The sequence below is a fragment of the Pseudomonas sp. QD4 genome (assembly GCF_049199125.1).
GTDB lineage: Bacteria > Pseudomonadota > Gammaproteobacteria > Pseudomonadales > Pseudomonadaceae > Aquipseudomonas.
The window spans coordinates 1,951,536-1,969,201 of record NZ_JBLZOM010000002.1; the positions used below are offsets into that span (position 1 = coordinate 1,951,536).

Below are 17,666 nucleotides of genomic sequence, written 5' to 3' on the forward strand. Positions count from 1 at the left end.
CTGTTGTAACCGCTTGAGGGAAAGTGACACATGTATCACGGGGAAAAATTCAACGCCTGGACCCATTTGCTGGGTGCGGTCGCGGCGTGTATCGGGGGCGTGTGGCTGGTGGTCCTGGCCAGCCTCGACGGCAACCCCTGGAAGATCGTCAGCGTGGCGATCTACGGGTTCACCTTGCTGGTGCTGTACAGCGTCTCCACCGTGTACCACAGCGTGCGCGGGCCGAAGAAAAGCATCATGCAGAAGCTCGATCACTTTTCGATCTACCTGCTGATCGCCGGCAGCTACACGCCGTTCTGCCTGGTGACCCTGCGCGGGCCCTGGGGCTGGACCCTGTTCGGGATTGTCTGGGGGCTGGCGCTGATCGGCATCCTGCAAGAGATCAAGCCGCGCTCCGAGGCGCGGATCCTGTCGATCGTGATCTACGCCGTGATGGGTTGGATCGTGCTGGTGGCGGTGAAGCCGTTGCTGGCGGCCCTGGGCTCGACCGGCTTCGCCTGGCTGGCCTCGGGCGGGGTGCTGTACACCGTGGGCATCATCTTCTTCGCCCTCGACAGCCGCCTGCGCCACGCCCATGGCATCTGGCACCTGTTCGTGATCGGCGGCAGCCTGCTGCATTTCGTGGCGATTCTGTTCTACGTGCTCTAGGGCTTCATTGGCCGTTAACGTGCCTAGGCGTGCTGCAACAGCCGGTTCAATTGCTCCTGGGCGCGGTGGCTGAAAATGTCCAGCAGGCTGCCCAGGGTATGGGGTTGCGGTTCGCTGGTGCGGGTCACGGCATACAGGGTGATTGGCAGCGGGGGCGTCAGGGGGCGGATCTCGGTGCTGGCGGTCGAGGCGCCGAGGGCGGTGAAGGGGTCGATCACCGCCAGCCCGGCACCGGATTCGACCATGGCCCGGGCCAGGGAATAGGTCTGCACCGCAATGCTCACCCGTGGCGCCGGCTGCACCGCCTCCAGGTAGCTGTCGAGCCGGGCCGACAACGGGTCGGCGCTGGACAGGCCGATCAACGGCGCCCCCGCCAGTTCCATCAGCGCCAATGGCGTACCCCTGGCGGCAGCCGGCCAATAGTCCCGCGGCGCCAGGGCCACCAGCACCCCCTGGGCCAGGGCCTGGGCCGCCAGCCCCGGGTGATCCGGGCGTTGCAGGGTCAGGGCGACGTCGATCTCGCGCATCAACAGGTTCTGCACCAGCTCGCGGCTGTGGGCGCTGGACAGCTCGCAGACCAACTCCGGATAGCGCCGGGTCCATTCGCTGATCGCCGGCGGCAGCAACGACAGGGCCAGGGCCGGGGTCGCGCCGATCCGCAGGCTATGGCCCGGCTTGCGGCGCAGGCTCTGCGCCAGGCGCCGCACGCCTTGCAGGCTCTCGCTGACCTTGTCCACTTCACGCTCCAGTTCCAGGGCCTCCGGCGTGGCCTGGAGCTTGCCGCGTACCCGCAGAAACAGTGGGAAACCCAGTTGCAACTCGGCGTGTTGCAGGACCTTGGTCACCGCCGGTTGCGAGACGTGGAGCAGTTGCGCGGCGCCGCTGACCGAGCCGGTCTGGCGGATGGCCTGGAAGATTTCGATGTGTCGCAGTCGCATGGCAAGTCCATAACCTTTGTTTATGGGTGGTCGATCTTTATTCATTGTTCGGCGCCTGTCACCTGCTCCTAACCTGAAGGCCGTTCAATACACAGGTTAAGGACTGATATGACGCAGCGGGTTTGCATCGTCGGCGGTGGCGTGATCGGCCTGGCCAGTGCCTATGCCCTGGTCCGCGAGGGCTTTGAGGTGACCCTGGTGGAGGCGCAGCAGTCGTTCGCCAGTCAGACCAGCTTCGCCAATGGCGGCCAGTTGTCCTACCGCTATGTGGCGCCGCTGGCCGATGCCGGGGTGCCCTGGCAAGCCCTGGGCTGGATGCTGCGCGGCGACTCGCCATTGAAGCTGCGTCCGCGCCTGGACCCGGCCCAATGGCGCTGGTTGCTGGGGTTCCTCGGCGCTTGCCGCAGCTCGGTCAACCAGCGCAACGCCGGCCACCTGCTGCGCCTGGCATTGCTCAGCCAGGCCACCTTGCAGGCCTGGCGCGACGAGGATGGGCTGGACGGCTTCGACTGGCGGCGCAATGGCAAGTTGGTGACCTTTCGCCAGCCGGGCAGCTTCGAGCACGCCCGGCGCCATCTGGCGGACAGCCGCCAACAGCAGGTGTTGTCCCACGCCGAGTGCGCACAGCTTGAGCCGACGCTGCAGGACGCACCCTTTGTCGGCGGTATCTTCACCCCGGATGAAGAAGTGGCTGACTGCCACGCCTTCTGCCAGCAACTGGTGGCGCGGCTCCAGGCCTCGGGGCGCTGCGAGTTCCTGCTGGGGCGCAGCGTGACCGGGATCCGCCACAGTGCCGGCACGGTGCAGGCCATCGAGCTGGGGCGCGAGACCCTGGCGGTCGAGCAACTGGTGCTCGCCGCCGGCCACCGCAGTGCCGAGCTGGCGCTGCCGGGCCTGAAACTGCCGCTGTACCCGCTCAAGGGCTACAGCCTCAGTGTGCCGATTGGCGAGCAGCACCAGGCGCCGCAGATCAGCATCACCGATTACAACCGCAAGATCGTCTATGCACGGATCGGCCAGCAGTTGCGGGTCGCGGCGATGGTCGACATTGTCGGCTTCGACCCGGCGCTCGACCCTAAGCGCCTGGCCCTGATGCGCCGCCAGGCAGGGGAAACCTTTGCCGACGCAGGCGATTACGCCGCGGCCATTGAATGGGCGGGCATGCGCCCGGCCACCCCCAGCGGGGTGCCGCTGATTGGGGCCACGGCCTACCGCAACCTGTGGCTCAACCTCGGCCATGGCGCGCTTGGTTTTACCCTGGCCTGTGGCAGCGGGCGCCTGTTGGGCGAGCTGCTGGGCCAGCGACCTACCGCTATCGATATGCAGGGCCTTGCACCCCGCGCTGCTTGACCCCTGACCGAAGACCCCGCACAAGGAATGCCCCATGAGTATCAACCGCATCAGCAGCAACCCGCGCCTCAGCGGCGCCGTGACCTTCGCCGACCTGGTGTTTCTGTCCGGCCAGGTGCCGAGCGCGGCGACCGAGGTCGGCGCTCAGACCCGCGAAGTGCTGGAGAAGATCGACGTCTTGCTGGCCGAGGCGGGTAGCGACAAGGATCATCTGCTCAGCGCGACCATCTACCTCAAGGACATCGGCGAGGATTTTGCCGCCATGAACGAGGCCTGGTCGGCCTGGCTGACGCCGGGCCAGGCGCCGACCCGCACCACCGTCCAGGCCGAACTGGCACGGCCCCAGGTGCGGGTGGAAATCACCGTCATCGCCGCCCGGCGCTGACCCCATGACCCACAACGGAGAATAACAATGCAAAAAATCACGTTGCTCGGCTGCACCCTGGGCCTGCTCCTCAGCACCCAGCTCCAGGCCGGCGAAGCGCCGCCCGGCGGGACCCTGGGCAAGATCGCCAACAGCGCCAGCATCACCCTGGGCTATCGCGATGCGTCAGTGCCGTTCTCCTATGTGGGGGATAACAGCGGCAAGCCGATGGGCTATTCGGTGGACCTGGCGAGCAAGATCGTCGAGCGCATCCAGCAGCAATTGGCCCTGCCGAAACTGGCGGTCAAGTACAACCTGGTGACGTCGCAGACGCGCATCCCCCTGGTGCAGAACGGCACTGTGGACCTGGAGTGCGGTTCCACCGGGGTCACCGCCGAGCGGCAGAAGCAGGTGGCGTTTTCCTATGGGTTCATCTACGTCAAAGGCCAGTTGCTGACGGCCCGGGACAGCGGCATCCAGCGCTTCGCCGACCTGCGGGGCAAGAACGTGGTGACCACCGCCGGTACCACCAATGAGCGCTTTCTCAAGAGCTATAACGTCGAGCACAAGATCGACATGTTCGTGATCAGCGCCAAGGACCACGGCGAGGCCTTCCAGATGCTGCAGACCGGCCGCGCCGCCGCTTTCTACATGGATGACGCCTTGCTCTACGGGGAACGGGCCAAGGCCCACGATCCGCACAAATGGGTGGTGGTGGGCGAAGAGCAGTCGCGGGAGATCTACAGCTGCATGGTGCGCAAGGACGATCCGCAGTTCCTGGCCCTGGTCAATGCCGCCCTGGGCGACCTGTACCGCTCGGGGGAAATCAACGGCATCTACCAGCGCTGGTTCCAGCAGCCGATTCCGCCCAAGGGCCTGAACCTGGAGTTCCCCATGACCAGCGAACTCAAGGCGATCATCGCCAAGCCGATCAGCGATCCAGTGGAGTAGCGCCAGGACGGGCCGGCCAGGGTTCTAGAAATCGCCCCACAGCTGCTGGGCCACGGCCAGGGCCACCACCGGTGCGGTTTCGGTGCGCAGGACCCTTGGCCCCAGGCGTGCCGGCAGAAAGCCTGCGCCGTGGGCCTGCTCGACCTCGGCGTCGGACAGGCCGCCTTCAGGGCCGATCAGGAATGCCAGGCTGGCCGGCTTGGCATGGCTCACCAGCGGCTCGGCCACCGGGTGCAGCACCAGCTTCAGCTCGGCCTGGGTCTGCTTGATCCAGTCCGCCAGCAGCAGCGGCGGGTGAATCACCGGCACCCGAGAACGGCCGCATTGCTCGCAGGCGCTGATTGCCACCTGGCGCCAATGCATCAGGCGTTTATCGGCGCGTTCGTCCTTGAGCCGCACTTCGCAGCGCTCGCTGAAGATCGGGGTGATTTCACTGACCCCAAGCTCGGTGGCTTTCTGGATCGCCCAGTCCATGCGCTCGCCCCGGGACAGGCCCTGGCCGAGGTGGATCTGCAACGGTGATTCAACCTGCCCGGCGAAGCTTTCATCGAGACGCACCGTCACGCGCTTCTTGCCGACTTCCAGCAAGGTGCCGCGAAACTCCATCCCCGAGCCGTCGAACACTTGCAGCGCATCGCCCTCGGCCATGCGCAGCACGCGCCCGATGTAATGGGCCTGGGCCTCGGGCAGTGGGTGTTCGCCGAGGCTCAGGGGGGCGTCGATAAAGAAGCGGGACAATCTCATGGGGGGTCTCTGTTGAAGATGAATCGGTGAACGGCGTTTCGCTGAGTGACCTGCTAGCCCGGATCGCGAAAGCCCGGATGGAAGTTTTCCGGCACCGCGACGCTCAAGGTGTCGCGGGTGGCGATATCGATGCCTTCGCTGGCCACTTCGGCGAGGAAGTCGATCTGCTCGGGGGTGATCACATAGGGCGGCAGGAAATACACCACGCTGCCCAGGGGCCGCAGCAGCGCGCCGCGCTCCAGGGCGTGCTGGAACACCTTCAGGCCACGGCGTTCCTGCCACGGGTAGGCGGTCTTGCTGGCCTTGTCCTGGACCATCTCGATAGCCAGCACCATGCCGGTCTGGCGCACCTCCGCCACATGGGGGTGATCCACCAGGTGCGCGGTGGCACTGGCCATGCGCTGGGCCAGGGCCTGGTTGTTTTCGATGACGTTGTCTTCTTCGAAGATATCCAGGGTCGCCAGGGCCGCCGCGCACGCCAGCGGGTTGCCGGTGTAACTGTGGGAATGCAGGAAGGCGCGCAGGGTCGGGTAGTCGTCGTAGAAGGCGCTGTAGACCTCGTCGGTGGTCACGCAGGCCGCCAGTGGCAGGTAGCCGCCAGTCAGGGCCTTGGACAGGCACAGGAAGTCCGGGCGGATCCCGGCTTGTTCGCAAGCGAACATGGTCCCGGTGCGGCCGAAGCCGACGGCGATTTCATCGAGGATCAGGTGCACCCCGTAGCGGTCGCAGGCCTCGCGCAACAGGGTCAGGTACACCGGGTGGTACATGCGCATGCCGCCGGCGCCCTGGATCAGCGGCTCGACGATCACCGCGGCGACGCTGGCGTGATGCTCGGCCAGGGTCTGCTCCATGGCGGCGAACATCGTGCGCGAGTGCTCCTCCCAGCTCACGCCTTCGGGGCGCAGGTAGCAATCGGGGCTCGGCACCTTGAGGGTGTCCAGCAGCAGGGCCTTGTAGGTTTCGGTGAACAGCGGCACATCGCCCACCGACATCGCGGCCATGGTTTCGCCGTGGTAGCTGTTGGTCAGGGTGACGAAGCGCTTCTTGGCCGGTGCGCCGCGGTTGAGCCAGTAGTGAAAGCTCATCTTCAGCGCCACTTCGATGCACGACGAACCGTTGTCGGCATAGAAACAGCGGGTCAGGCCTTCGGGGGTGAGCTTGATCAGGCGCTCGGACAGCTCGATCACCGGCTGATGGCTGAACCCGGCGAGAATCACGTGTTCCAGTTGATCGACCTGATCCTTGATGCGCTGGTTGATGCGCGGGTTGGCGTGGCCGAACACGTTGACCCACCAGGAACTGACCGCGTCCAGGTAACGCTTGCCTTCGAAGTCTTCGAGCCAGACGCCTTCGCCGCGCTTGATGGGAATCAACGGCAGCTGCTCGTGGTCTTTCATCTGGGTGCAGGGGTGCCACAGGACCGCGAGGTCGCGTTGCATCCACTGGTTGTTCAGGCCCATCGTTTATCTCCTCGAAGCGGTCCTGCGGCGGGCGCAGGCAAAACAGTCGCGCAAGCCTATGCAATGCCGGGCTGTGTCACAACCCATTGAGGTTCTGAAGGGCAAATTGGCAGTAAACGCAGGACGGTCTGTCACGTTTTTTGGGGATAGTCCTTAATCCATCGTTAACGTACTGTGCATACCCTTCAGATCATATTTCTCGATATTTCAAAGCGAAATTTTCCGCTTTAATTCGATAGGTAAATCGATAGTCTTGGGCAGCAGTTCTTACAGGATTCAAGTCATGCAGCTACGTAATTCCTCTTCGCGCTACGGTTGGGTAAGCATTGTTCTGCACTGGGGCGTGGCCCTGGTGGTGTTCGGCTTGTTCGCCCTGGGCCTGTGGATGGTCGGCCTCGACTACTACAGCACCTGGCGCAAAGACGCACCGGACCTGCACAAAAGCATTGGCCTGAGCCTCTTCGCCATCATGCTGCTGCGGGTGCTCTGGCGCTTTATCAGCCCACCGCCGCCGGCGCCGGCCAACCACGGGCGCCTGACTCGCCTGGGGGCCAAGTTCGGTCATGCATTCCTTTATCTCAGTCTGTTCGCTGTGATGATTGCCGGTTACCTGATTTCCACCGCAGACGGTGTCGGGATCCCGGTGTTCGGCCTGTTTGAAGTACCTGCACTGCTTTCCGGGCTACCGGACCAGGCAGATGTGGCAGGCGAGGTGCATCTGTACCTGGCCTGGATGGTCGTGATTTTCGCCGGGCTGCATGGCCTGGCCGCTCTGAAACACCACTTTATCGATCGTGATGCGACCCTGGTTCGTATGCTGGGGCGCAAAGCCTGATGTTCAACCTCGACTCAAAAGGAATAGAAGCATGTTGAAAAAGACTCTCGCCGCTCTGGCCATCGGTTCCGCCCTGCTGTCGGCCGGTCAGGTGATGGCTGCTGACTACGTGATCGACAAGGAAGGCCAGCACGCTTTCATCGACTTCAAGATCAGCCACCTGGGCTACAGCTACATCACCGGTACCTTCAAGGACCTGGACGGTAAGTTCAGCTTCGATGCCGCCAAGCCGGAAGACGCCAAGATTGAAGTCAATGTGCGTACCGCCAGCGTGTTCACCAACCACGCCGAGCGCGACAAGCACATCGCAAGCAAAGACTTCCTGGACGTGGGCAAGTTTGCCGACGCCAAGTTCGTCTCCACCAGCGTCAAGCCAACCGGCAAGAACGCCGACGGCAAGCTGACCGCAGACGTCGCGGGCGACCTGACCCTGCACGGCGTGACCAAGCCAGTCGTGGTCAAGGCCACTTTCCTGGGCGAAGGCAAGGATCCATGGGGCGGCTACCGTGCTGGCTTTGAAGGCACCACCAGCTTCAACCGCCAGGACTTCGGCAAGATGATGGACCTGGGCCCGGCGTCGAACAACGTCGAGCTGTACATCACCTTTGAAGGTGTGAAAGCGAAGTAATTTTCGCCGCGTGCCACAAAACGCCGACCTTGAGTCGGCGTTTTGCTGTGTGGCGATCTTCGATTGTCGGCCGTGCCCCTAGCGGTCCTGGCCGGTAACCGGCGCCCCATGCAAAACGCCCCCGATCTTGCGATCGGGGGCGTTTTTTTTACAGGCTCGGCTTAGCGATTACGCGTCAGCAGGGCCGGTTTTTCACCCCGTGGGCGGCTCGGCAGTTGATCGAGCTGCTCAGGTGTCGGGAAGCGATCGCTTTTCGACTCCTTGTGCATGATCTTCGGCTGAGTGCCACGTGGGTTCTGCACGGCCGGTTCCTGACGCGGCTGGTCATCGGAGCGAGCCGGGCGGCGATTGCGCGACGACTCTTCGCGACGGGCCTGGCCATCACGAGGAGCGCCGTTGCGTGGGCCGTTGCGCTTGGCCGGTGGGGTGCCGGTGGTCGCGCCGTTGCTGCTGCGCGGACCGTTCTGGCGACCTTGCGGCTGGCCGCCGCGCGGTGCTGCACCGGCGCCTGCACCTTGTGCCGGGGCGCCTGGACGGCGGCCGCGACCTTGAGCCGGCTTCTGTTGCGGGACGTAGTCGACGCGGTTACCGAAGTTATCGATATCGTCGTCCAGGAACTCGTCCGGTGCGCGGTCAGCGGCTGCACGTGGGGTTGGCTGGCGCTGTTCGCGGGCCGGGGTGCCTTCGCGAGGTTTCTGCTCGCGAGCCGGGCGGTCGCCACGAGCGGCAGGTTTGTCCTTGCCGCCCTTGTCCTTGCCCTTGTCTTTACGGCCACCGCCGCCGCCACCGCCGTTCGGGCCATCGCCACGCGGGCCACGGGCATTGCGCGGGTTGCGCACGTCCGGACGTTCACGCACTTCAGGCTTTTCGGCTTCTACGGCACTGGCGTCAAAACCCATCAGGTCGCCGTCGGCGATTTTCTGCTTGGTCATGCGCTCGATGCTTTTCAGCAGTTTCTCTTCGTCCGGGGCGACCAGGGAAATCGCTTCGCCCGAACGACCGGCACGGCCAGTACGGCCGATGCGGTGCACGTAGTCTTCGTCGACGTTCGGCAGCTCGAAGTTGACCACGTGTGGCAGTTGGTCGATATCCAGGCCGCGCGCGGCGATATCGGTGGCAACCAGGATCCGCACTTCGCCGGCCTTGAAGTCGGCCAGGGCTTTGGTGCGGGCGTTCTGGCTCTTGTTACCGTGGATCGCGACAGCGCTCAGGCCGTGTTTGTCCAGGTACTCGGCCAGGCGGTTGGCGCCATGCTTGGTACGGGTGAAGACCAGGACCTGTTCCCAGGCGCCGGCAGTAATCAGGTGCGCCAGCAGGGCACGCTTGTGGCTGGCGGCGAGGCGGAATACCCGTTGCTCGATGCGCTCGACCGTGGTGTTCGGCGGCGTGACTTCGATGCGCTCGGGGTTGTGCAGCAGCTTGCCGGCGAGGTCCGTGATGTCCTTGGAGAAGGTCGCGGAGAACAGCAGGTTCTGGCGTTTGGCTGGCAGGCGCGCGAGGACTTTCTTCACGTCGTGCACAAAGCCCATGTCGAGCATGCGGTCGGCTTCGTCCAGCACGAGGATTTCCACGTGGGACAAGTCGACGCTGCCTTGACCGCACAGGTCGAGCAGGCGGCCCGGGCAGGCAACCAGCACATCAACCCCACGGGCCATGGCTTGCACCTGTGGATTCATGCCGACGCCGCCGAAGATGCAGGCGCTGACGAACTTCAGGTCGCGGGCGTAGAGCTTGAAGCTCTCATGCACCTGGGCGGCCAGTTCGCGGGTTGGGGTCAGGACCAGGACGCGCGGTTGGCGCGGGCCGTGACGCTGGGATTTGTCCGGGTGACCGTTGGGAAACAACCGTTCCAGGATCGGAAGGGCGAAACCGCCGGTTTTACCAGTACCTGTCTGCGCCGCAACCATCAAGTCGCGACCTTGCAACACGGCGGGAATGGCCCGCTGTTGCACCGGAGTAGGCTGGGTATAGCCGGCGGCTTCGATCGCGCCGACTAAAGCCTCGGAGAGACCGAGGGAAGCAAAGGACATGAGTAATCCTGTTTTAGTTAGGGCTTGGCCCAGAGGGATAGTCTTGCCTGGCGCGAATGGCGTTTAAGAGGACGCAATCCCGTCCGGTCCAGCTTCAGTCCTGAAGACGTGCCCGAAAAAGCCCGCGCGGGCCGTATTGGCTGCGCTGTAGCGGTATCGAGATGCCTTGAACAGGAACGAGCGTCCGGGCGTGAGCCTGGCGGAAAGGCCGGAGTATAACAGAGCAATCACTGTGCGCTGCTTTCCTGCTGCTCAACGGTTTTATCGGAGGTGGAGTGCAGGGTCGCCTTCGAAGGTCCCGGGGCGCGAGCGCCGCCGTAGCGGGCATTGAGCTCGGCGTAGGCCGGTTCCTGCTTGAAGCGTTTGAGTTCGGCGGCGAAGCGCTGCACCAGCAAGTCCATGCCGGCGTTGCGGCGCACGGCCAGGAACTGCCCCTGGCGCACCAGCACCAAGGGGTTTTCGGTGATCTGGTCGCGCACTTTCAAGGTGTCGAGCAAGTACTGGCCGACCCGGCGATCGGTGATCACCAGGTCGATCCGTCCCAGCAGCAGCTTGCCGAAGTTGGCCTCCTGGGTGGGCGCGGGCTCGCGCGTGAACAGCGGTGAGTCGTTGAATTCATCGGTGTACAGGTACCCGGGGGAGGTGCCGATGGTCAGGCCGCTCAAGGTCTCCAGGCGGCTGAACGGGTGCGGGCGCTGGTTGGCGTAGAACATCACGAACTCCACTTCCGACAGCGGTTCGCTGGGGTAGAGCAGGCTTTTTTCCCGTTCTTCGCGATGAAAGATATCCAGCACCGCGTCGGCCTGGCCCTGCTCCAGCATGGCCAGGCAGCGTTTCCACGGCAGGAACTGCCATTGCACTTCGATCCCCAGGCGCTGGAAGACAATGGCCGTGGCCTCGTAGTCCAGGCCCATGGCCTTGCCGTTTTCCTCGTAGGCGTAGGGCGGCCAGGGATCAGTGACAATGCGCAGCTTCTCGCCATGGGCCGCAAGGCTCAGGCAAGTACAGAGGAGGGCGGTCAGCAACCGGAAGATGACAAACATGGCGCGAGATTACGCCGTGACCCGCTGAAATAGCTAGAGGCAGTGCAGACCGCTCTAGCTCAAGGACCCGGCATGAAAAAGGGCCCTGGTTTCGCCAGGGCCCTTGGGTGTTCAACCTGCGTCGATCAGCGTGGTAGCTTCAGGTTGTTCCACACTGCCAGGCTCGGCTCGGCCTGGTTCAGGGTATAGAAGTGCAACCCTGGCGCGTCGCCTTGCAGCAGGCGTTCGCACATTTCGCTGATCACCTGCTCGCCGAAACCCTGAATGCTCTGGGTGTCGTCGCCGTACGCTTCCAGCTGCTTGCGGATCCAGCGTGGGATCTCGGCGCCGCAGGCGTCGGAGAAGCGCGCCAGCTTGCTGTAGTTGGTGATCGGCATGATGCCCGGCACGATCGGAATGTTCACACCCAGCTTGCGCACGCGCTCAACGAAGTAGAAGTAGCTGTCGGCGTTGAAGAAGTATTGGGTGATCGCACTGTCGGCACCGGCGTTGGCCTTGCGCACGAAGTTGTTGAGATCGTCTTCGAAATTGCGCGCTTGCGGGTGCATTTCCGGGTAGGCAGCGACTTCGATATGGAAGTGGTCACCGGTTTCCTGGCGAATGAACTCCACCAGGTCGTTGGCGTGGCGCAGCTCACCGCTGGCCATGCCCATGCCGGAAGGCAGGTCGCCGCGCAGGGCGACGATGCGCTTGATCCCGGCAGCCTGGTACTGGTTGAGCAGGCCGCGCAGATCGTCCTTGCTGTCGCCGACGCAGGACAGGTGCGGTGCAGCGGGGACTTTTACTTCGCTCTCAAGCTGCAGCACGGTGTTGATCGTGCGATCGCGAGTCGAGCCACCGGCACCGTAGGTGCAGGAGAAGAAATCGGGGTTGTACGTGGCCAGCTGACGGGCAGTGGCGAGCAGTTTTTCATGCCCAGCATCGGTCTTGGTCGGGAAGAACTCGAAGCTGTAGCGACGGTCTTGGGACATGGAGGGGGCCTCCAGCCGCAAGCCTCAAGCTGCAAACTGCAAGCAGGCGGTGTGCCTGTTCTTGTAGCTTGCAGCTTGAAGCTCACAACTGCTTAAAGAGAGCAATGAAGGAGCAAGCCCCTCACCACAAGCCGCAAGTCAGCCAACCGCTCTAACTTGCTGCTTGCAGCTCGAAGCTCGGCGCTGCTTAGTACCGGTAAGCGTGCGGCTTGAACGGACCTTCGACGGTCACGCCGATGTAGTCGGCCTGGGTCTTGGTCAGTTGAGTCACGACGCCGCCGAAGCCGCGAACCATTTCCAGGGCCACTTCTTCGTCGAGTTTCTTCGGCAGTACTTCAACGGTCAGGCGCTCGGCTTTCTGGGCTGGCGACAGGTCGGCGTACTTCTGGCCGAACAGGAAGATCTGCGCCAGAACCTGGTTGGCGAACGAGCCATCCATGATGCGGCTTGGGTGACCGGTAGCGTTACCCAGGTTCACCAGGCGGCCTTCGGCCAGCAGGATCAGGTAGTCGTCGTTCTGGGCGTCGAACGCGCCAGGGCCGGTACGGTGGATCTTGTGTACCTGAGGCTTCACTTCTTCCCATGCCCAGTTCTTGCGCATGAAAGCGGTGTCGATTTCGTTGTCGAAGTGGCCGATGTTGCAGACAACAGCGCGCTTCTTCAGGGCTTTGAGCATGTTCGAGTCGCAAACATTGACGTTGCCGGTGGTGGTCACGATCAGGTCGATCTTGCCCAGCAGTGCTGCGTCGATGCAGGCGGAGGTGCCGGTGTTGATACCGTCGATGAACGGCGAAACCAGTTCGAAACCGTCCATGCAGGCTTGCATGGCGCAGATCGGGTCAACTTCGGAAACCTTGACGATCATGCCTTCCTGACGCAGGGACTGGGCCGAGCCCTTGCCCACGTCACCGTAGCCGATGACCAGCGCTTGCTTGCCGGACAGCAGGTGGTCGGTACCGCGCTTGATCGCATCGTTCAGGCTGTGACGGCAGCCGTACTTGTTGTCGTTCTTGCTCTTGGTCACCGAGTCGTTGACGTTGATGGCCGGGATTTTCAGCTCGCCCTTGGCCAGCATGTCCAGCAGGCGGTGCACGCCGGTGGTGGTTTCTTCGGTAACGCCGTGGACGCGGTCCAGGATCGCCGGGTATTTCTTGTGCAGCAGCTCGGTCAGGTCGCCGCCGTCGTCGAGGATCATGTTGGCATCCCACGGCGCGCCATCCTTGAGGATGGTTTGCTCCAGGCACCACTCGTACTCTTCTTCAGTCTCGCCTTTCCAGGCGAAAACCGGGATGCCGGCAGCGGCGATGGCAGCAGCGGCCTGGTCCTGAGTCGAGAAAATGTTGCAGGACGACCAACGCACTTCGGCACCCAGGGCAACCAGGGTTTCGATCAGCACGGCGGTCTGAATGGTCATGTGGATGCAGCCAAGAATCTTCGCGCCCTTGAGCGGCTGCTCGGCGGAGTACTTGCGGCGCAGACCCATCAGGGCCGGCATTTCCGATTCGGCGATGATGGTTTCGCGACGGCCCCAGGCAGCCAGGGACATGTCGGCGACTTTGTAATCGTTAAAATCTGCAGGCGTGATAACAGCGCTCATGAAGAGCCTCCATTCGTAGTTATGCGAATGGGCGCCGTTGTGCGTTTGGTATCTGGCCGACTGTGGCCAGCAACGCCCCATCCGAGCCTGACAGGTAAACCTGCTGCAGCGCCCCTCGGACAGGTGGCGGGAAAACGGTATCCGATACAGATGACCGTTTTGAAACGGTGGCGATTATAGCTGGGTTTGAGCGCCAAGTGGCAAGCTGCAAGTCAGCGCGGACCGGCTTTTAACTTGCAGCTTTGAGCTTGAAGCTAGAAGCTGGGGCCCATCCACAGTCATCACTAACCCCCCCTCCCAACCCCGGAGCCCCCCCATGAACTTCCACACCCGCAAATGGGTAAAGCCCGAAGACCTCAACCCCAACGGCACGCTGTTCGGCGGCAGCCTGTTGCGCTGGATCGACGAAGAGGCGGCCATCTACGCCATCGTCCAGCTGGGCAATCAGCGCGTGGTCACCAAGTACATCTCGGAAATCAACTTTGTCAGCGCCTCGCGCCAGGGCGACATCATCGAGCTGGGAATTACCGCCACCGAGTTCGGTCGCACCTCGATTACCCTGACCTGCGAAGTGCGCAACAAGATCACCCGCAAGAGCATTCTCACGGTCGAGAAGATGGTGTTCGTCAACCTCGGCGAAGACGGCTTGCCGGCCCCCCACGGGCGCACCGAAATCAAGTACGTGAAAGACCAGTTCCAGGACGACGCCGCCGTCGAGTGAAGCCTTTGCGACAAAACACCTGGTGCCACTGAACAGCCCTGAACCGCGCAGGTCGTAGCTAAATGACCCGCCTGGTTCAGGAGCCTTATGGACACCCAAAAAGACGGCAAGACCCCCGGCCTGTCGGCCGAAGAGCAGCACGACGTCGACCGCAACCAACCGCCTCGCGCGGCGGTCCTGCATGAAATCATCCGCACCCAGGGCGACCAGGAACTGGAGCGCAGCGTCGCCGCGCTGTGGTGGTCGGCCCTGGCTGCCGGCTTGACCATGGGCCTGTCATTGATGGGCATGGGCCTGCTCAATTCGCGCCTGCCCGACACCGAGGGCTTCAAGGTGATCGCCAGCTTCGGTTACTGCGCGGGCTTTCTTGCGGTGATCCTGGCGCGCCAGCAACTGTTTACCGAAAACACCCTGACCGCGGTGCTGCCGGTGATGAGCAAGCCGACCCTGAACAACTTCGGGCGCCTGCTGCGGCTGTGGAGTGTGGTGCTGGTGGGTAACCTGTGCGGCACCCTGCTGGTGGCCTACGTGATGCTGCACCTGCCGATTTTTGACAGCAAGACCGATATGGCCTTCCTCGATATCGGGCGCAAGGTCATGGAAAACGACAGCAGCCAGATGTTCGCCAAAGGCATTATTTCCGGCTGGATGATTGCCACCATGGTCTGGATGATCCCGTCCATGGAGAGCGCCAAGATCTGGATCATCGTCCTGATCACCTACCTGATGGCCCTGGGTGACTTCACCCATATCGTGGTCGGTTCGGCCGAGGTCTCGTACCTGGTGTTTGCCGGCGAGTTGCCGTGGAAGGATTTCTGGCTGGTGTTCGCCGGACCGACCCTGGCGGGCAATATCATCGGCGGCAGCTGCATCTTTGCCCTGATCAGCCATGCTCAGGTGCGCAGCGAGAGTGGCAAGCCCAATAAAACCGCGGACCAGGCGCCAGCGCCCGATCCGCGAGAGATCAAAAAATGATCAGTGAGCGTCTGCCTTGCTGGCGGGCGCCGGTGCATCGTTGGTCACGTGGCGTACCAGTTTGCCGATGCTCAGGCCCTGCAACAGGATCGACGACAGCACCACGATGTAGGTGATGCTCAGCAACAGGTCGCGTTCCGGGCCCAGGGGCAGGGCCAGCGCCAGTGCCACCGAAACCCCGCCGCGCAGGCCACCCCAGGTCAGGACCCGGATGGTGCCGCGCGGCACTGTGCGCCAGCGGCGCAGCAGGAGGATGGCCGGGGCCACGGTAAGCAGGCGCGAGAGCAGGATCGCCAGCGCCAGCAGGCTCGCCGCCAGCAGGTGCAGCCAGGAGAACGGCAACAGCAGCAGCTCCATGCCGATCAGGGCGAACAGCAGGGCGTTGAGCATGTCGTCGAGCAATTCCCAGAAACCGTCGAGGTAGCGCCGGGTCATGTCGTTCATCGCCAGGTTGCGCCCCAGGTTGCCGATGATCAGCCCCGCCACCACCATCGCGATCGGTGCCGATACGTGCAGTTCGGCGGCCATCGCCGAGCCACCGATGACCAGAGCCAGGGTCAGCATGACTTCGATCTGGTGCTGCTCGATGCTCTTGATCATCAGGTACACCAGGTAGCCGATCAGCCCGCCGAACACCACGCCGCCAATGGCCTCGTGGGCGAACAGCATGGCCGTAGCGCCAATCGTCGGGGTTTCACCCAGCTGGGCGATGCCGAGCAGCACGGTGAACACCACCACGGCGGTGCCGTCGTTGAACAGCGACTCGCCGACGATGGTGGTCTTCAGCGGTTTGGACGCGTTGGCGGTACGCAGCACGCCGAGCACCGCAATCGGGTCGGTGGGTGAAATCAGCGCGCCGAACAGCAGGCAGTAGAGGAAGCTCACATGCCAGCCGAACAGGCCGAAGATCCAGTAGGCCAGGCTGCCGATCACCACTGTGGCGACCAGAACGCCGACCGTGGCCAGCAGGCCGATGGGCCAGCGGTAACTGCGCAGGTCGCCGAGGTTGACGTGCAGGGCGCCGGCGAACAGCAGGAACGACAGCATCCAGTTCATCAGCAGGTCGCCGAAGTCGATCTGACCGATCAGTTGCTGCACGTGCTCTTCAAGCCCGGGGTAGCCAAGAAAGCTCAGGCCTTGCAGCAGCAGGGAAAACAGCAGTGCAGTCACCATCACGCCGATGGTCGGCGGCAGGCCGATAAAGCGGAAATTAACGTAGGTGAGCAGGGTGGTCAGGCAAATAAATGCAGCGACAAGTTCAAGCATCCGGACTCCTTTGGATGAACAGCGAGGGTGACAGGGGGCGGCAGCAAGCTTCGGGCCTCAAGCTGCAAGTTTCAAGCTTGAGGCTCACCGCTTGCCACTTGCAGCTGCTATTAGTCTGTAGTCTTGACGCGCTGATCAGGCATGCGCATGCCGGTTCCCGTCCCCGGAGGGTCGAGCGGCGGCAGGAATTATTGGAATAGGTATCTGCGCAACTGAGTGCGGCGTGGTCGGCGCCAGTATAAACAGCCGAAAGGGCTAGGTGAAACGTTTCTCCTCTATCAAGCAGGGAGTCTGAAGTGCTGGCGACAAGTCTGGTTCTGGTGGCGGCACTGCTGCACGCGGCCTGGAACACCCTGATCAAATTCAGTGCCGAGCGGTTGCTGGTGGTGGCGTGCATGGACAGTGTGGCGCTGCTGTTCGTGGCCTTGATGCTGGGCTTCGTCGAGCTGCCGCCTGCCGCGATCTGGCCATGGATCCTGGCCTCCGCCGCCTTTGAACTGCTGTATCGCTACCTGTTGATCCAGGCCTACCGGGTGGGCGACCTGGGGCTGGTTTACCCCTTGATGCGGGGGCTGTCGCCCCTGGTGGTGCTGGCCCTGACCCTGGTGTTTGCCGGAGAAGTGCTGAGCACCCAGCAGATCCTCGGCATTCTGCTGATCCCCTTCGGCATGCTTTGCCTGTTGTGGCAGGGCGGTGGCGGCGAGCGCCTGCCGTGGTCGATGCTGCCGGTGGTGGCGCTGATTGGCCTGTGCATCGGCTGCTACACCTTTATCGACGGCCAGGCCCTGCGGCGCTGGTCGCACCCTCTGGATTACCTGGTCTGGGTCACGCTGCTCAGTGCCTGGCCCTTTCCCTTGCTGGCGCTGGTCCGCAGGCGCCCGGCATTCGCCCTGTTCTGGCGTGAACAGTGGCGGTTGGGGCTGTGCGTCGGATTTTGCGTATTGTTCAGCTACGCTTTGGTGCTTTGGGCCATGCAGCTTGGCTCGATTGCCGAAGCCGCGGCGTTGCGCGAGGTCAGCGTGATCCTGGTGGTGTTGTTCGGCATGCGCTACTTGAAAGAACCTTTCGGGCGGCCACGGCTCTTAGCCTGTGGGCTGGTCCTGATCGGCATGCTGGTGATGAAGTTCTGATCCGTCCCCCCTAAC

At 63.2% G+C, this 17,666-nt stretch carries 17 protein-coding genes and 1 riboswitch; of the genes, 9 read left to right on the plus strand and 8 right to left on the minus strand.

The genetic code is table 11. From position 1 onward, the window contains the following. The first annotated feature begins 30 nt into the window (after nucleotides 1-30). Nucleotides 31-648, plus strand: coding sequence for a PAQR family membrane homeostasis protein TrhA (gene trhA / locus ACOZJV_RS20035; protein WP_020296200.1), 618 nt, complete (start codon nucleotides 31-33; stop codon nucleotides 646-648). A 23-nt stretch (nucleotides 649-671) separates the two neighbouring features. Here the strand turns inward: trhA and ACOZJV_RS20040 are convergent, their stop codons facing one another. Beyond that, nucleotides 672-1,586, minus strand: a complete 915-nt coding sequence (locus ACOZJV_RS20040; RefSeq protein WP_078473555.1) for a LysR family transcriptional regulator — start codon at nucleotides 1,584-1,586, stop codon at nucleotides 672-674. Between the two features lie 108 nt (nucleotides 1,587-1,694). On the opposite strand from ACOZJV_RS20040, the gene ACOZJV_RS20045 reads away from it, so the two are divergent. The 3 genes from ACOZJV_RS20045 to ACOZJV_RS20055 are packed head-to-tail and all read left to right on the plus strand — an operon-like array spanning nucleotide 1,695 to nucleotide 4,251. Further along, complete coding sequence (locus tag ACOZJV_RS20045; protein WP_421548301.1) at nucleotides 1,695-2,936, plus strand: D-amino acid dehydrogenase; 1,242 nt, start codon at nucleotides 1,695-1,697, stop codon at nucleotides 2,934-2,936. A 34-nt stretch (nucleotides 2,937-2,970) separates the two neighbouring features. Continuing rightward, the gene (locus ACOZJV_RS20050; protein ID WP_421548302.1) at nucleotides 2,971-3,321 is read left to right on the plus strand and encodes a RidA family protein; all 351 of its coding nucleotides are present in this window, start codon (nucleotides 2,971-2,973) and stop codon (nucleotides 3,319-3,321) included. A gap of 27 nt (nucleotides 3,322-3,348) precedes the next feature. Then, nucleotides 3,349-4,251, plus strand: a complete 903-nt coding sequence (locus ACOZJV_RS20055) for a transporter substrate-binding domain-containing protein (protein WP_421548303.1) — start codon at nucleotides 3,349-3,351, stop codon at nucleotides 4,249-4,251. Between the two features lie 24 nt (nucleotides 4,252-4,275). Here the strand turns inward: ACOZJV_RS20055 and ACOZJV_RS20060 are convergent, their stop codons facing one another. Next, complete coding sequence (locus tag ACOZJV_RS20060) at nucleotides 4,276-4,995, minus strand: 16S rRNA (uracil(1498)-N(3))-methyltransferase (protein WP_078473559.1); 720 nt, start codon at nucleotides 4,993-4,995, stop codon at nucleotides 4,276-4,278. A 53-nt stretch (nucleotides 4,996-5,048) separates the two neighbouring features. Next, the gene (locus ACOZJV_RS20065; protein WP_078473560.1) at nucleotides 5,049-6,455 is read right to left on the minus strand and encodes an adenosylmethionine--8-amino-7-oxononanoate transaminase; all 1,407 of its coding nucleotides are present in this window, start codon (nucleotides 6,453-6,455) and stop codon (nucleotides 5,049-5,051) included. A gap of 283 nt (nucleotides 6,456-6,738) precedes the next feature. On the opposite strand from ACOZJV_RS20065, the gene ACOZJV_RS20070 reads away from it, so the two are divergent. Next, on the plus strand, nucleotides 6,739-7,290 hold the full coding sequence (locus ACOZJV_RS20070) for a cytochrome b (RefSeq protein ID WP_078473561.1): 552 nt from the start codon (nucleotides 6,739-6,741) through the stop codon (nucleotides 7,288-7,290). A 31-nt stretch (nucleotides 7,291-7,321) separates the two neighbouring features. Continuing rightward, a complete protein-coding gene (locus ACOZJV_RS20075; protein WP_020296208.1) occupies nucleotides 7,322-7,918 on the plus strand; it encodes a YceI family protein in 597 nt (198 codons plus the stop codon). 161 nt (nucleotides 7,919-8,079) lie between these two features. On the opposite strand, the gene ACOZJV_RS20080 is transcribed toward ACOZJV_RS20075, so the two are convergent. From ACOZJV_RS20080 to ahcY, 4 genes are all read right to left on the minus strand, one after another. Beyond that, the gene (locus tag ACOZJV_RS20080; RefSeq protein WP_421548304.1) at nucleotides 8,080-9,948 is read right to left on the minus strand and encodes a DEAD/DEAH box helicase; all 1,869 of its coding nucleotides are present in this window, start codon (nucleotides 9,946-9,948) and stop codon (nucleotides 8,080-8,082) included. Between the two features lie 227 nt (nucleotides 9,949-10,175). Then, nucleotides 10,176-10,991, minus strand: coding sequence for a substrate-binding periplasmic protein (locus ACOZJV_RS20085; RefSeq protein WP_078473563.1), 816 nt, complete (start codon nucleotides 10,989-10,991; stop codon nucleotides 10,176-10,178). A gap of 125 nt (nucleotides 10,992-11,116) precedes the next feature. Then, on the minus strand, nucleotides 11,117-11,962 hold the full coding sequence (gene metF / locus ACOZJV_RS20090; RefSeq protein WP_020295314.1) for a methylenetetrahydrofolate reductase [NAD(P)H]: 846 nt from the start codon (nucleotides 11,960-11,962) through the stop codon (nucleotides 11,117-11,119). A gap of 187 nt (nucleotides 11,963-12,149) precedes the next feature. Continuing rightward, complete coding sequence (gene ahcY / locus ACOZJV_RS20095) at nucleotides 12,150-13,559, minus strand: adenosylhomocysteinase (RefSeq protein WP_078473564.1); 1,410 nt, start codon at nucleotides 13,557-13,559, stop codon at nucleotides 12,150-12,152. Nucleotides 13,560-13,581: 22 nt separating this feature from the next. Then, a riboswitch (S-adenosyl-L-homocysteine riboswitch) is annotated at nucleotides 13,582-13,682 on the minus strand. A 193-nt stretch (nucleotides 13,683-13,875) separates the two neighbouring features. Between ahcY and ACOZJV_RS20100 the strand changes: the two genes are divergently transcribed. Both ACOZJV_RS20100 and ACOZJV_RS20105 read left to right on the plus strand, forming a co-directional pair. Continuing rightward, a complete protein-coding gene (locus tag ACOZJV_RS20100; protein WP_020295316.1) occupies nucleotides 13,876-14,280 on the plus strand; it encodes an acyl-CoA thioesterase in 405 nt (134 codons plus the stop codon). An 87-nt stretch (nucleotides 14,281-14,367) separates the two neighbouring features. Further along, nucleotides 14,368-15,255, plus strand: a complete 888-nt coding sequence (locus ACOZJV_RS20105) for a formate/nitrite transporter family protein (RefSeq protein WP_078472744.1) — start codon at nucleotides 14,368-14,370, stop codon at nucleotides 15,253-15,255. Here ACOZJV_RS20105 and ACOZJV_RS20110 read toward each other — a convergent pair whose 3' ends face one another. Beyond that, nucleotides 15,256-16,521, minus strand: a complete 1,266-nt coding sequence (locus ACOZJV_RS20110) for a cation:proton antiporter (RefSeq protein WP_078472745.1) — start codon at nucleotides 16,519-16,521, stop codon at nucleotides 15,256-15,258. Nucleotides 16,522-16,817: 296 nt separating this feature from the next. Between ACOZJV_RS20110 and ACOZJV_RS20115 the strand changes: the two genes are divergently transcribed. After that, complete coding sequence (locus tag ACOZJV_RS20115) at nucleotides 16,818-17,651, plus strand: EamA family transporter (RefSeq protein ID WP_421548305.1); 834 nt, start codon at nucleotides 16,818-16,820, stop codon at nucleotides 17,649-17,651. Nucleotides 17,652-17,666: the final 15 nt, after the last annotated feature.